This window comes from Wolbachia endosymbiont of Litomosoides sigmodontis, assembly GCF_013365435.1.
In the GTDB taxonomy this organism is placed as follows: Bacteria; Pseudomonadota; Alphaproteobacteria; order Rickettsiales; family Anaplasmataceae; genus Wolbachia.
Genome location: NZ_CP046577.1, coordinates 377,072 through 392,720, shown reverse-complemented (window position 1 = coordinate 392,720; position 15,649 = coordinate 377,072). Strand labels below are relative to the sequence as shown.

The window sequence follows — 15,649 nt, the reverse complement described above, 5'->3', positions numbered from 1 at the left end:
CAAGGCATATTATGCAATCTCTACTTAATCTTCAGAAAAACCGGCGTAGGTTTAGGTAATGTAGTACCTGAATTTACGCACGCGTCGCACATAGATTTAAAATCTCGTTGCCCTTTTGGGATTTGCAATTGGTCGAGTATTATCTCTGCTGACTTCGGGACAATTGGCTGCAATAGAATACCAATTATCCTGATATATTCCAGTAGTTTATAGATTACTAGATTCATACGCTCCCTGTCAGTTTTGTTCAGTATCCATGGTGCTCTTTTATCTATATAAGCATTAGCTTCGGAAGAAATGTTAATAATCAGAAATATAATATGGTTAAATTCATACTTTGATAAATGATCCATTACTTGATCAAATATAGCTCTATAATTTGGAAGACTTTCCTCACCTTTAAGTAAGCTTTGGTCAATCATTGGTACAACTCCAAAGCATTGTTTATGTAAAAATGAAATTGTTCTTTGCACTAAATTACCTATATCGTTCGCAAGTTCTGAATTTATTCGGCTGATCATGTTCTTCTTACTGAAATTACCATCCTGGCTGAAGATTGCTTCCCGCAGGAGAAAATAGCGCAGCTGATCAACACCAAACTCTTTAACTAAGCTGATTGGATCTATAATATTACCGAGAGACTTGGATATCTTCTTCCCCTCATTTAACCACCAACCATGAACTGCAATTTGCTTTGGCAGTGGCAAATCTGCTGCAAGGAGAATTGCTGGCCAATATACAGCATGAAAGCGTGATATGTCTTTACCAATTACATGAACGTTAAAGGAGTTATTAGCTAGATTTGATGTCATCCCAGCGCGCGATGTTGAAATCTTTATTTCCTTCTTGACCTCAGTGTCGGCCACTTGAATAACAGACTGTGATTCTACCCAAAATTTTTTATATTCTTCATTTTCCGTGTTAGGAAAACCTATTGATGCAAGATAATTAGTTAATGCATCTATCCAGACATAGATTATGTGTCTGTCATTTCCTGGCACTTTTATTCCCCAGTTAAAACTGGTGCGAGAAATTGAAAGGTCAGTCAGTCCTGATTTTACAAACGATATTACTTCATTTTTTCTACTTTTAGGAAAGATAAAATTTGGCTGGTTTTTATATAGTTCTAGCAATTTATCTTGCCAACTCGACAGACGAAAAAAGTAACTTTCTTCTTTTACCCATTCAACCTCAGCACCTGTTGGCGCTTTGCCATCTATCAGCTCTGATCCCTGATAAAATGCCTCATCACGGATTGAATACCAACCAGAATAGGAATCTAGATATATTTGCCCTCTTTTTTCAAGCCTATCCCATAAAGCTATAACCGCTTTCTTGTGACGTTCTTCTGTGGTGCGAATAAAATCATCATATTGAAAATTCATTAACTCAGCTAATTCCCTAAACAAAACGCTTACTTCATCTGTAAATTCTTTTGGATGCATTCCCCTTGCTCTAGCTGCTTTTTCAATTTTTTGCCCGTGTTCGTCTGTACCGGTAGTAAGTTTAACATTTTTTCCAGCTAGCTTCATAAACCTGGCTGTAACATCACAGATAAGGAAAGTATATGCGTGACCAATGTGTGGCTTGTCGTTTACGTAATATACTGGCGTGGTGATATAAAAATTTTCGAATTGCTCCATTATCTAGTGCCTAAAGCTCTATTGTATCCACACTACGATAAAAATCAATAAGCTACTGATTTTTCTCATTGCAAGTTATACGGATTTATGATAGAGAAAAGCTGCTAAGCGTATTTAATATAATCTTTTCAAAAAAGCTATTTATTAAAACTTAATTGAAATAAGAGATAATTAAGTGCAAAATTGAAAATCATAACAAGAATAAAGGTAAATTTCCCTGTTTATCCTATTCATAGTTCTGATTCTCTCCGATATATTTGATACTCAAGCTGACGAGAAATAGATATAATATGTAATGTAGTAAACTACATTCATGAAATAGTAAACTACTTTTTACAATAGTAATAATTCAGTGCAAGCTTACTTGCAATACTTGGAAAAATGCCCTTGGCCTACACTTTTCTCGCTTAGCATGTTTTAGATTTACTGCCTCTATGAGGAACAAATGATACAAAAAATAGAAAGTGTAGAGTAGACTATATTCCTAGATTAGTCTCTAAATAATAAGAAAAACATGCTGATCCTTCTTTACCACTTTGGAAAAAAGACGGCATTTTTAGAATAAAATCTAACTATTCATCACACCACAAAGTATATAGTTAACGTCCACACCTTTAGTTAAATTCCATTCATTCTTTATTACGTTATATTCCATACCAGCCATGTCTTGTAATGTTACATTACCTTCTCTTAGGTGATTCGCAATCTCTGATGGCTTAAGAAACTTACTCCAATTATGCGTACCTTTCGGCAGCAAGTTTAATATATACTCCACACCAATTATTGCAAGACAGAAGGATTTAATAGTTCTATTTATTGTTGATATAAATACTAATCCCTCTGGTTTTAATAATTCTATTGCTTTTTTCATAAAAAGTTCTAAATTATGTACGTGCTCAACTACCTCCATCAACAGAATCACATCGTATTTTTTGTTATTGCCTAGCTCTTCAATACTGGTATGTATGTACTCTATATCTAACCCTACTTTTTTTGCATGTAACTGTGCCACTTTTATGTTTTCTCCACATACATCTATTCCTAAAACATTAATACCAACACGTGCCATTGACTCTGATAAAATGCCACCACCACACCCAACGTCAAGCAATGATAATTCTTTTAGATCACATTTCTTTAACTCTTTTATCTTCTTGATAATGTAAAGCACTCTTATAGGATTCATCATATGTAATGACTTAAATTTGCCATTTTCATTCCACCATTCGCCTGCCATTTTAGCAAATTTTGATACCTCATTTTCGTTATAAGTTTGTGTTTTTTTTTTCTCACTAGAAAAGACTATATTGCTGAGCTTATCAAGGCGTTTTTTATGTCTGCTTTCTTTTGAAAATTCTGTTTCAAGGAATTTTTTGACTATATCTTTTGCTAATCCATTAGCAGTAAATCTTGCACCAAGACACAATACATTTGCATTACCATGTTCTCTGGCTAATCTCGTGATCTCAACACTATTACATAAAACAGCGTGTATTCCTTTAAAGCGATTTGCTACAATACTCATACCTAGACCTGTGCCACAGATTAATATTCCATAATCTGCTTTTTTGTTTGTTATATCTTCCACTATCTTAATAGCATAGTCTGGATAATCTACGCACTTTTGCTCAGCAGCACAGCCACGGTCTAGCACTTTATAACCCAGAGTTTTCAGGTAAGGCTTTATTTCCGATTTTAATTCATAACCAGCATGGTCTGAAGCAATTGATATTATATCTGACATATAAGAAAATGATCTTGCATGGCTTAAAGACATCTAAATATGGATAATTCATTTTAAGCTTTCTGTCAAGCCACCAAATACTCTTAATCTTTTTGAAATTCTGAAGCTTAAAATAAATTTTAAGCCAGATATAAATAAATTCTGTATAATTTTTGTCCTATTACTAATTCAATAAGATGGGCTATATAGATGTTATAAAATCAAGGTTATTATTATCCGATATAGTATGCAAGAAAGTCAAGTTAACAAAAAGAGGAAATAATTTTATTGGACTCTGTCCATTTCATAATGAAAAAACACCATCTTTTTCGGTGAGTAATACTAAAGGATCGTATTACTGCTTTGGTTGTTCTGCTCATGGTGATATATTCAATTTCATTTCACAAACTGAGGGGCTGAGTTTTAAAGAAGCACTAGAAAAGCTGGCATCAGTTGTAGGTGTTGAGTTACCTAAAAATCGTAATGTCACTGAAAAGAACAGTAAATTTCTTTCAACGCTAAATTTAGCTACAAGTTGGTTTATACAAAAAAATAAAGGTGTTATAGTTTATCTAAAGCAGCGCAAGATCTTGCCTGAAATCATAGATAAATTTAAAGTAGGCTATGCACCAAGTTCTGGTTTGAAAGAATATTTAAATTCCTTGGATATTGAGGACAAAATTCTAATTGATGTTGGATTAATAAATAAGAATTCTCGTGATTATTTTAGTAATCGGCTGATATTTCCTATATGCAACATCGCAGGAAAAGTTATCGGTTTTGGAGGACGCACGCTGAGTTCTGAACAACAGCCAAAATATTTAAACAGCCCAGAAAGCCAGCTATTCAAGAAAAGAGAAAACCTATACGGGTTAAATTTTGCTTTAAGTGAAATACGCAAAAAACAGCATGTATTTGTTGTTGAAGGATATATGGATGTGATAGCACTGCATCAAACAGGAATTAGCAATACAGTTGCTCCACTAGGTACTATAATTTCTGCAGAACAAATAAAAAATCTATGGAGATTTGCTAAAGAAATCTCCATCTGTATGGACGGTGATAGTGCTGGACGTAATGCCGCAATCAGAGTTGCAAAACTTGCTCTGCCAATATTAGAGCTTGGGTATACGTTAAAATTTGTGACTTTGCCGACCGATAAAGATCCATATGATGTATGTAATGAGCTAAAATATAAGAAAGAAACCATACTCTCTGCGCTTAACTATTCAACAAAACTTCATTCTGAATATTTATGGCATCACATAATCGATAGCAATTTGCAAAACTATGAGAAACTTGTCCCAGAAAAATATTCAATTCTTGAACACAAGTTCATGCAATATGTCAATGCTATCAGTAACAGCAGTATTAGAAGGTATTATAGAGATTACTTTTATAATAAGACTAGTGAGCTAAGAAACAATTTCAAAAAGAAGATTTTTAATAATAAAACAAGAGTAAGAAAAAGTGAATATCTTTATAACAAATCTCCAGAATTAATTGAAGCAGAACAAAATCAAGCCATAATTCTACGTATAATCCTAGAATTTCCTGACATCTTGAATCAACCTATATATTTTGAGCAATTTTCCCATTTTAAATTTACTAATGCTAAAATAAAAAGATTGCAACAGCACATAATTAACGTAGCAAATAGTGGACGTGAGCTCAACAAAAAGGTTTTATTACAAGAGCTAGAACAGTTTAACATTGATGAAACCATAAAGTTTATATTTAAAAAGACTAGCGTACTCAATAATCAATTGAACACAGAACAATCTGCGAAAATTGTATGGAATAACATAGTGTTACAGAAAGTATTAAATACATTACAAAAAGAAAGAATCGAAGCAAGGCTAGGAGGTGATTTTGACTTAGAGGAAAGACTGATAGAACAAATAGAGCAAATAGAAAGTAATATACGAGAAATGCAAATGGAGTTTATTCAAAAATAAATTGCTATATTTTTAGATTATTTGTCATTTTTGTTGCTTTCTATGCAAGCATAAAATAATAGACTTTTTGACTGTTATCAGTCATTCAAGCATTTCATAAAAATGAAAAAAAACTAACTCGACAAATTTCAACAACTTTGTTACCAAGAAATTTTTTAGCAAATTACACCAAATTATGGTGGCTGCATGCCTTTTAAATTCTTTTATGTTTAACTAAATCACGCTTAAACTAAGTGTCAGCAAATTACTATAGCGCTTACCTTTTTATTAAGTAAATTTCTTTAAAATTTACAACTAAGTAAAAAACATCATTCCGCTACTTGTTAACGTAATCTATAAAATCATGTACAGATTCTAATACTTATTCCTACCGAATAAGAAACGGATAGATAATAATAGTATAATAGCTGTAACAAAAATATGCTGCATTTTAAGAATAACATTGACTATATAGATAAAGCACCTAAAATTTAGAAAATAAAGAAAAATTATTATTCCTCATCAACATCATAGAAAAACCAGATTAAATCAGAGTCAATTTGAACAAGTTGAAGTATTGATACAAGAAACCTTAATATTACCATTGAAGAAATGAAAATAAGAATCTAAGGGAAATTTTTAGCTTAAATGTCAGAAAATTTACAGTACAACGTAATATGCAAAAAATGAAGTTTCCTTATACTATACCAAGACTAATTTACAATGAAAAGGTAAACAGAAAGAGTTTTAAAAAATTTTAATGAGACTATTAGAGTTATTTTCCTTTAATGAATCACAGTTTACACACATTTAGAAGTAGACAAAATTTCTATTTCTATAGTGTGCAGTTAATCTTAGAAATGGAGAGAGTTCTATCTTAAATGTTACATCCCCAAGAACAAGAATTGGCATAAGATAATTCATGCCATAATATCTGCAATACAACCTCTTTTAACAAAAATTCAACTAATTCCTGTAATAATTATACCAGATAAAGCTAAAAACAGAGGATTATTAGTGAGGAAGAATATGAACATTGAAAATATACAGCAAGAATTTTTTTCTTTATTTGATAAAATAAAAAAGGAACGTGATCCTATTTATAATGCTATGGTTGATTTTAATATAGTAAAGTCTTTAATAGAAAGAATGGGATTCTTAATTTTCAACGTTGCATGGCGATAAAAAGAGCGAAATGCACGGTTTTATTGCTGAGAAAGGAAAAGGGAAAGATAAGAAAAAAGTAAGGTATTATGTCGTAATTGATGATTGATATGAAATGACTTTGAATTAGTACAATAGGAAGGAAGTGTATTATCAAGATTAATATTGATGCCAAAGGCATAAAATTTTTTGAAAGTAATATGACTCAAGAGCAGTTAAAAGATCCATTAAAAGCAAAGAAGTATTTCTATTGACAAGCTTCTATCTTCAGTTAGCACAATAGAAATAATGTAAATAACCTAACCTTATTCAAGGAGCTTGAGCAAAGACTAAGTCAAAAGAATTATAAGTTAAAACAAATCAGCTCTAAGGCACGCTACGCTAATTCACAAACTAAAAAATACCCAATAGAAGCTGGACCCTGAAAGACTGTTTTTAACAGTGTGAAAACAATGGCAGAAGCTGCCACTAGCGTACAGCCACTTTCTACTTATTCGCCAAAAATGTAAAAGATTCTGACTATTTATCTTCAACTTATATTAACCACTATAACGCTCTACTTACAGAATCTGCCAGTAAGAATGCCAACATTAGTCCGACTATAGATAAAATAAAAATAAAGAGCTATACAAATTGCTAGAAAAAGATAAAGCCCAACTGGAAGTTGTGGAGTAATAGAAGAAATAGTAGAAGGTACTTCAGCAGAATATACTGATATTTATAATCGAAATAGAATCGCATTAGCCAACAAAAACAGAGAATTGCCTTGGACTAAACACATTAAGAAATGACAAGAAAAAGATATAAGGTATGTCAATATAAATTAAGGTTAAAGTAATTACTTAGCAAACAATAGGTTTCATATAATGGTAATCCTATAATAGATGAATAGGAGCCACGTAGAAACAACACGAATATTCCAGCTAAGCCTTGCATGTTGCACCCCCCTGCCCTATTTTTCCATTCTTCTGACGCTAAATAGTACTTAATTTCTTGTTCACTTAGACGTTTAAATTTTACTATTGTAACTACAGTTCTGATATGTTCTTTGGATCGATCAGGAGTTAATAAACATACACTAGTATACACCCTATGCCTTCGTCCAGATAACAAACGGATACATCTTTCTGCTTGCTCAATATTTTTAGCTTTAAGCAAGATTCTTCTACCACAAGCAACTACTGTATCAACACCGAGCACAAAATAATTTGGATTTGAATTTTGTATTTTTTCAGCTTTGCTTTTTGCCATGCGGATTGAGTAATTCTTTGGAAGTTCCCTTTTTAAAGGAGTTTCATCTATATCTGCTGGCAAAGTTAAACCTGGCTCAATATTTATTTGTTTTAGTAAAGCTATACGCCTTTCTGATGATGAAGCAAGAATAAGGTTATTTAGAGATTGTTCTATCACCTGTACCTTTAAGCCTTCTAGTTATCCTACCATTTTTTGCATTCCTATCATAAATGCTCATCTCTACTAACACTCTATCTCCAATAAAGATGCGTACTTTACTTCTTCTTACTTTCCCTGATACATGACAAATGATCTCATGCCCGTTATTCAACTTCACTTTAAATTCTGCTGAGGGTAATAAAGCAGTTACTACTCCTTCTACTTCAAAAAGTGTTTTCAATTTTCCGTCTTTTACCATTTATTACATTATAGTTCAACAATTCATATCAGTCTATCATAGATCTTAAAGAAGATAAAAGTCCTTTTGGACTATTCTTCTATCATTTAAGTTTTTTTCTTTTTGCTACTAGTGCTCAAGTACTAACACATTATCAAGAATTTTTACTTAGCTTAACTGAACATTTTGCTCTATCCAACAACCCATTAATGAAACCAATTTCGCTTAGTTTATCAAGTAAATCGGAAGCAATGTTAGTATACTCATTGATAACAATTGGAGCTGGCGTATCACAATTGGCTAATTCACATATTGCAACACGCAAAATAGATAAGCTTATGAGATTTAACCGTGAAAGAGACCAACTTGGATGTAAATAATACTCTATTATTTTATCATATTCTTCACTGTTCCTTATAACTTTATATAACAGTTTTTCTAAAAATTGATGATCAAATTCTTCGCATTCAAAAATATCTGCTAACTTACTTACATAGTTTTTAAGCTCACAGTTCTCCAACCCAAAAGTGCTTTCGTCATAACCTATAAAAATATTTGAGTAAGCAACTTGCACAGCAAGAAATCTTGCTGCACTTCTTTTTGTACGCCACTTTTTTTCTATAGGCTCTTTCTCCATTACCTTAATTTATTATATAAATCTACCATATGTAAAACAGCTGAGGCTGCGTGACCACCAACATTCTTTTTATCTTTATCAGCCCTTACTAGAGCCTTATCTTCACTATCAGCGGTGATTATACCCATACCAAGAGGTACTATATTATGCATAACAACTTCATTCAAGCCTTCGATCACTCCTTTACAAACGTATTGATAATGATCTGTCTCACCACGAATTATACACCCAAGAGCTAAATAACCATCATAGTTAACATGCTTACTCTTGAGTGCAAAAAGAATTGCTGCCGGTATTTCAAATGTACCAGGAACTTTAATTACATTATAACTAGCATTACTGCCTTTTAATTTATCTGTTGCACCTTCAAGCAAAAGGTTTGCTACTTCAGTATAATAAATTGAGTTAACTATTAGTATTTTCAACATTTATTTCCGCCTTTCTTGCTAAAAACAATTTTATTAATGATTGCTGAATTAAAGTTATGATATTACTAAATATCCAATATGTTATCAAACCGGCAGGAAAAGAAGAGAAAATGAAGATAGAAATGTAAGGAAAAATTTTCATAACACTGGCTTGAATATCATCCTTGTTGGTCTGATCTCTTTTACCGATCTTTTGCTGAATCATTATGGTAATACCTAAAATTATAGGCAAGATACCTATAGAAATAGGAAAGTTATAATTAAATAACCCAAATAATGTAAAAATGTTCGTTGGATCAGGGGCTGAAAGATCCTTAATCCACAAACAAAAAGGAGCATGCCTCATTTCTATAGTAACAAATAATACTTTATATAAAGCAAAAAATACTGGTATTTGTATTATTATAGGAAGAATGCTTGATATTGGATTCACATTGTTTCTTTTGAACAATGCAATTGTTTCCTTATGTTGCTTTAAGCTATCATTTTTATATAACTCTTTTATACGAGCTATTTCAGGTTGCAAGCTTTTCATTTTAAACACTGAAATATGTGATTTATTGGATAAAGGAAGCATAAAAAGCTTAATTACTAAAGTCAGTAACAATATTGCTAGGCCAAAATTCCTTAAAACAAAGTTAAAATATTCAAGCAGTAAAAACACCGGCTTGGTTATAAAGTAAAGAACACCAAAATCCACAGCTTTATCAAATAAAGGTATGTTGAGAATACTTTTATAGTAATCCAGCAAATTCAGCTTTTTTGCTCCAGCAAAAAAGTAATTCACATTAGAAGCACTAGTACCGGAAAGTATGTTCTTGCGAGGTTTAGCAAAATCCACTTGAAATTTATCAATACCGTTAGCACTCGTATGTTTAATGCTTACATTTGTTTTGTCAGACCCTTCAGGTATGATAGCTGTAAGCCAGTATTTATCAGCAAAACCAAACCAGTTTTTTTTACTTGTGCTTGTTTTTATTAAATGTTTCTTGGCAATATTTTTATATGTCCACTCTTCTAGTTTATTATCAAATGCACCTAGCACACCTTCATGTGATATCCAATAAGACTCATTAATACTATCACGTTTACGATTAATTTTACCATAAGGAACCAAAACTATATCACCATTTGTATTATTTTCAACAACTTGCTCAACTTTAAACATGTAGTTATTATCAAGGCTAACCCTCATCTTAAACACAATGCCATTTTCATTATTCCAAAATAAATTGATTGCCTTTTGGTTAGTAAGTTCAGTTTTATCTGCTTGCCAGACTGTCTTGGAATCTGGAACTTTTACCTTACCACTTGGATCGAGCCATCCAAATTCTGCAAAATATACATCTTTCGATTCTGCAGGTGATAGCAATACTACCTGTGGGGAAGAAAGATCTGGTTCTAAGTGGTAATTAGTTAAAATTAAGTCATCAAACCTTGCACCTTTTAAAGAAATTGACCCTTTGAGCATATTATTGGTTAAATTAATTCTTTGTTCTCGAGTGGAATTAATAATTTCGTAACGGCTTTGATGTATTATGGGAGCAAGATCGTTAAAAGACTCTATGTGTTCAATGTTTTCAATTGATGAATAATTTTGAGCTTCGTTGAAAAAGTTATCGTAAATAATGCGCCAAGATATCATAATCAACATGGAAAGTATAGCTGCCAAAACTAGATTTCTTGTTTCTGACATAAAACTTAAGCTAAATGTATCTCCTTAAATAGTATACTAAATATTGTACCAAGACAATAAAATTTACTTATTTTCAATAATAACCTTTAATGCTAATCTTTAAAATTTATTTTAATGGTCTCAAATTTTAACAGTAAGCCACTTTTTATCATCCAATTTGCTACTAATAGTAATTCTTCACTAAACGGGGGAGAGCTACACTGAAGTATGGTAAAATAGCAAGGTTTAAATGACATTGACATCAAAATCATTAGATAAAAAAGTTGTGAAATCATTAAAAGAAATGCTGAAGAAAGTGCAAAATATGCATATGTGCAAAAAAACTAAATGCTGTAACTGCAGCAAAAAGCATAGTATAACAGCTGTAACAAAAATATGTTGCATTTTTAAAATAGCATTGACTACATAAATAAAGCACCTAGAATTTAGAAGAGAAGTAAAATTGTTTACCTTCAACGTCGCAGAAAAATTAGATTGAATCAGGTTTAACAAGTTGAAGCATGGATATAAAAAATTAATATTACCATAAAAGAAATGAGAATAAGAACCCAAGAAAAACTTAGCTTAAATGTCAGCAAGTCTATAGTACACTGCAATATGCAAAATTGACACACATTTAAAAGTTGGACCATATTTTTTAGAAAAGACGTTAAAACAAAGGTTAGTAAAATTAGGCAGACAAAATTTTTATTTTTACAGTGCAGTTAACCCTAGAAATAGAGAGAGTTCTAGTGTATTAAGCGACTTTGATTCTATATATAAAATAGAACATTTTGCGTAATAAAGTCTGTAATACAATTGCTTTGCTTGAGAATTAGTATTATTTCAGCACGGCTTCTTTTTCATTATTGTCTATCTGTCTCTTGTACAGTGGGAATTAGTCTTGTTAAGACTCTACAAGTTAATATAGGAGCAGAGATAAACATTGCAGAACAAGTGCCAATTAAAACACCAAAAAAGACAATCAAACTAAAATCTCTGACCGCATCTGTACAAATTAATATCAAAGGGATAGCAGCAAGAAGAGTTGTACCTGAAGTTAAAACAGTGCGAAATAATGTAGCATTAATACTCGCATCTACTATATCACTCATCTGCCTATTTTTATCACTTTTTTGACATTCTCGAATCCGATCATATATAACTACTGAATTATTGATTGAATAACCAATCACAGTAAGGAGAGCTGCAACTAATGAAATATTAAATTCAATATCAGTCAGGCTGATAAAACCAACAGTTAAAATCACGTCATGAATCAGTGCTATTGTTCCACCAAATCCACATTGCCAATTAAACCTAAACCAAACGTAAAAAAATATTCCAATAACTGCAATAAATATAGACAAAATCCCTTCAAGTATCTGCGTTGAACTTATTTGTGGGCCAACGTAGTCTGTTTTACGATAGTTTATTGAGTCACCCAGCTTTTCTTTTAGTATATCTTTGATCTTTTTAATTTTATTCTCATTTCCTTCTTCTTTAAAACGCATGACTAAATTACTACCAGCTTTTAAACTCTGCACCGTAAAACCACTTTCTTTTAATATATTTAAAATAGTATGATCTTCACTTGAAGATTTTATTTCCATCAAAATTCCACCTGTAAAGTCTATGCCTAAATTTACTCCACGTAACACAACAATAAAAAGCGAAAAAATGACAAGAATAACACTAATTAATGTAGTCAATTTTCTATACTTACTGAACTTAATATTGAAATTACTTGGAGTGAACCTAACTGCCATGTTCCTTACTCAAAATTGAATTTTATACACTTTTAAAAAGATTCACTAATATATTATGTAGTTTCGCATACTAAATTTTGTTTTTTTACAGTTAAACACCTCAAGTTATACAATTTTATCAGTTGATATAAACCTGATATCAATCCCCCATTGCTAATTAGTCAAATAAGTAGCATTGCAGAGTCGTTTAATCGCGAAGTAAGAAAGAGAAAGTAATAAATTTGCCAAAACACGTTCTTAAGTAAAGCAACTGTAGTGCACTGTAGAAATAAAAATTTTGTCTGCCCAATTTTACTTTTACCTGTATTCCAACGCCCTTTTAAAAATACCCGTGCTCAACTTTCGAATGTATGTCAAGCGAGATTCATCAAAGATGAACAATCTTGTCTATGACACTTACCAATAATATCATTAAGTTTTTTTAAACTCTTCCCTACCTACATTTATCTTACTCATTGTGAATCAATCTTGGCGTAATATACAAAAATCTCATTTTTTACATATTACAGTATACTGTAAACTTGCTAACATTCAAGGCAAATTTTCCAAGGTTTTCTTGTATTCATACTTCAACTTGCTTAAATTTACCACAATTCAATTTAGTTTTTCTACGATGTTTGAAGACAAATAATTTTTCTTCTCTTTCAAATTTTAGGTACTTTATCCATGCAGTAAATGCTGTTCTTGAAATGCAATATATTTTTGCTAAAGCTGTTATACTATACTTTTTGCTACAATTACAGCATTTAATTTTTTTATACGTATGCATCATTTTGTACTTTCTTCAGCGTTTCTTTTGCTGATTCCACAATCTTTTACCCAATAATTTTGATTTCAATACCATTGAAATCACTTTTTCCATTATTGTCTATCCGTTTCTTATTCAGTGCAAATTGGTACAAGATCTTCTCAATAAGGGCAAAGCAGCAAAAAGTGAACCAAAAGCAATGAGAAAAGACCCAACCCAAATTATAGGCATTCCAGGCTTATAATGTACTTTAGTGGCGATTCTGCTCTTATTTTTATCAATCTCTCCAATTACAACATAAATATCAGAAAATAAATTGTGGTAAATACTGCTTTCAATATTTTTCTGACCCTCCACAAGATAAAATCTATATTCAGGAGTTACTTCACCTAGTATCTTGTTGTTCAACATATTTCTAATATCCATTATGCATCTCACTGCATGAAAATTCTTCTTTCTTATAAATTCAGTATTTCGTAAAGTAACTTTGAATTTATTGACTGTTATGCTATCCCCTATTCTAAGGTAATCTTCTTTTTTTTCTTGCCAACCAATTGAATAGGCTATACCAAGTACTAGAATTGCTATTCCAGCATGAGCTAACATCATAGCATAGTAAGACTTGGAAATTCTTCTTGCTAATGAAATTGATTTACCAATTTCCACTTCAAACAAGTGGATTCTTTTGCCGTACGCTTCCAAAACAAAGACTAATAGTGCCATGGAGATGGTAATTGATAGTACAATTATTAGATCCATATGAAAGATAAATGGTAAGCTCGCTGCAGCACTACAGAATGAGATTCTATACTCATGGAATATTGGCAACAGATTATTTCCCTGCCAACGGCAGTATTGCCCTATCATAGTGAGCACTAGAATAGCCAGTGCAATAGGGTTAAATAAAGAATTGTAATATGGTGCTCCAACTGAAATGAGTTCACCAGTTAAATATTTAAGCATTATAGGATATAAAGTGCCAACAAACACGATGAAAAAGGCAGTAATCAATAACAAATTATTCATCAGTACCATCGTAAAGCGGGAGAAAATAGGAAAGTTTTGCCTTGGTGTGTTCTTTGGTATTATACCAGAGCTTGACCGTACATTCCTTCCCTTGATCCCAATATCAGCTACTTGGATGACGGGTGGCAACATAAGAGATCCACCCTTTTTCGTAAATGCTATAAATATTGCTAAGCTACTGGCTGTAATGACGCCAAGTAAACCTAGTATATACAGTCCATATTCTGGATCATTTGCAAACGTGTGAACTGAAACGAGTATTCCAGAACGGACTAAAAATGTTCCAGTTACACTCAATATAAAAGTTGTGAGCGTAAGTAAAATAGCAAAATTCCTTAAAACATTGAAATTTCGTACCACAAGTAACAGATGTGTCAACGCTACTGCAATTAACCATGGCATTAAAGAAACGTTTTCTACTGGATCCCAAAACCAAAATCCACCCCAACCAAATTCGCGGTATGCCCACCAACTGCCAAGACTAATGCCTAAGGTAAGCAGTGACCAAGAAATAAGTACCCAAGGTCTAATAATTCTAGCCCAAATATTTCCTTCGATGTTTATAATTAACCCGGCCATAGAGAGCGAAAAGGGAACACTAAATCCAAGGTACCCCAAATATAATATTGGTGGGTGAATGGCAAGACCTATATCCTGCAATATTGGATTAAAACCAAGGCCATCTATTTCCATGCTTGGCATTTTAGTAAAAGGATTGGACTTAAGTGAAGTAAATAGCAAAAAACAAAAGCAGATCAAGCCTTGAGTGATTAAGGATACCTTCTTCAATTCACTACTATCACCAATAAAAATATTCATCAGAAATAGGTAAAAAGTAAGCACTAAAGTCCAAAGCAACATGGACCCTTCTTTATTTCCCCAAACGCCACAGATTTTATAGATCAAAGGTTTTGTCGTATGAGAGTGGTAATATGCGTTTTCGAGTGAGAAATCATTTGTAATGTGGCAGTAAATCAAAATAGCCATTGACGCTGATACACAGAAGAATATGGCAGTAGTAATAAATAGGTAAGAATTAAGTGGCAGAAATAGATACGTTAAGGATAATAAGCAGGATAATAGTAGTAATATATTCCCAAACTCAGGCATAAATCATAGTTATTTGTATAAATAATATTACTAATAACGAGCTATAAATTAAAGTCTTAATATAGAAATAAAATATGAAAAAATTTCCTTGATAACTTTGCCAGCCTTCTTATCGCAGTATTGATGCATCGTATCTAATTTTTCGCAATTATATGCACC

13 protein-coding genes are annotated in these 15,649 nt (G+C 32.0%); 3 read left to right on the top strand and 10 right to left on the bottom strand.

Annotated features, from left to right (window positions below):
* Positions 1-20: 20 nt before the first annotated feature.
* Together metG and ubiG are read right to left on the bottom strand one after the other, a co-directional pair.
* The gene (gene metG / locus GOY07_RS01675; RefSeq protein WP_175837730.1) at positions 21-1,643 is read right to left on the bottom strand and encodes a methionine--tRNA ligase; all 1,623 of its coding nucleotides are present in this window, start codon (positions 1,641-1,643) and stop codon (positions 21-23) included.
* Between the two features lie 568 nt (positions 1,644-2,211).
* Complete coding sequence (ubiG, locus tag GOY07_RS01670) at positions 2,212-3,387, bottom strand: bifunctional 2-polyprenyl-6-hydroxyphenol methylase/3-demethylubiquinol 3-O-methyltransferase UbiG (protein WP_175837728.1); 1,176 nt, start codon at positions 3,385-3,387, stop codon at positions 2,212-2,214.
* A gap of 176 nt (positions 3,388-3,563) precedes the next feature.
* On the opposite strand from ubiG, the gene dnaG reads away from it, so the two are divergent.
* Both dnaG and GOY07_RS01660 read left to right on the top strand, forming a co-directional pair.
* Positions 3,564-5,324, top strand: a complete 1,761-nt coding sequence (gene dnaG / locus GOY07_RS01665) for a DNA primase (protein WP_175837726.1) — start codon at positions 3,564-3,566, stop codon at positions 5,322-5,324.
* Positions 5,325-6,332: 1,008 nt separating this feature from the next.
* Positions 6,333-6,488: a hypothetical protein gene (locus GOY07_RS01660; protein WP_175837724.1), complete on the top strand. Its 156-nt coding sequence runs from the start codon at positions 6,333-6,335 to the stop codon at positions 6,486-6,488.
* 792 nt (positions 6,489-7,280) lie between these two features.
* On the opposite strand, the gene GOY07_RS01655 is transcribed toward GOY07_RS01660, so the two are convergent.
* The 5 genes from GOY07_RS01655 to yidC form a co-directional block, all read right to left on the bottom strand.
* A complete protein-coding gene (locus GOY07_RS01655) occupies positions 7,281-7,877 on the bottom strand; it encodes a Maf family nucleotide pyrophosphatase (protein ID WP_175837722.1) in 597 nt (198 codons plus the stop codon).
* Entirely contained in the window at positions 7,855-8,118 is a 264-nt protein-coding gene (gene infA, locus GOY07_RS01650) for a translation initiation factor IF-1 (protein WP_175837720.1), read from the bottom strand. The genes GOY07_RS01655 and infA overlap by 23 nt, the downstream gene beginning before the upstream one ends.
* A gap of 133 nt (positions 8,119-8,251) precedes the next feature.
* Positions 8,252-8,734 (bottom strand): transcription antitermination factor NusB, encoded by a 483-nt coding sequence (nusB, locus tag GOY07_RS01645; protein WP_175837718.1) that lies wholly within the window; start codon positions 8,732-8,734, stop codon positions 8,252-8,254.
* Positions 8,734-9,162, bottom strand: coding sequence for a 6,7-dimethyl-8-ribityllumazine synthase (locus GOY07_RS01640; protein WP_175837716.1), 429 nt, complete (start codon positions 9,160-9,162; stop codon positions 8,734-8,736). The genes nusB and GOY07_RS01640 overlap by 1 nt, the downstream gene beginning before the upstream one ends.
* Positions 9,140-10,858 carry a membrane protein insertase YidC gene (gene yidC / locus GOY07_RS01635; RefSeq protein WP_175837714.1) on the bottom strand — a complete coding sequence of 573 codons (1,719 nt, stop codon included), beginning with the start codon at positions 10,856-10,858 and terminating at the stop codon, positions 9,140-9,142. Before yidC ends, GOY07_RS01640 begins: the two co-directional genes overlap by 23 nt.
* 229 nt (positions 10,859-11,087) lie before the next feature.
* Between yidC and GOY07_RS01630 the strand changes: the two genes are divergently transcribed.
* Positions 11,088-11,267: a hypothetical protein gene (locus tag GOY07_RS01630; protein WP_175837712.1), complete on the top strand. Its 180-nt coding sequence runs from the start codon at positions 11,088-11,090 to the stop codon at positions 11,265-11,267.
* A gap of 436 nt (positions 11,268-11,703) precedes the next feature.
* Here GOY07_RS01630 and secF read toward each other — a convergent pair whose 3' ends face one another.
* The 3 genes from secF to GOY07_RS01620 all read right to left on the bottom strand — a co-directional run bounded on the left by secF (position 11,704) and on the right by GOY07_RS01620 (position 15,490).
* Positions 11,704-12,606, bottom strand: a complete 903-nt coding sequence (gene secF / locus GOY07_RS01625; RefSeq protein WP_175837710.1) for a protein translocase subunit SecF — start codon at positions 12,604-12,606, stop codon at positions 11,704-11,706.
* Between the two features lie 562 nt (positions 12,607-13,168).
* Positions 13,169-13,378: a hypothetical protein gene (locus GOY07_RS04185; protein WP_218938979.1), complete on the bottom strand. Its 210-nt coding sequence runs from the start codon at positions 13,376-13,378 to the stop codon at positions 13,169-13,171.
* A 111-nt stretch (positions 13,379-13,489) separates the two neighbouring features.
* Complete coding sequence (locus GOY07_RS01620; protein ID WP_175837708.1) at positions 13,490-15,490, bottom strand: heme lyase CcmF/NrfE family subunit; 2,001 nt, start codon at positions 15,488-15,490, stop codon at positions 13,490-13,492.
* Positions 15,491-15,649 lie beyond the last annotated feature (159 nt).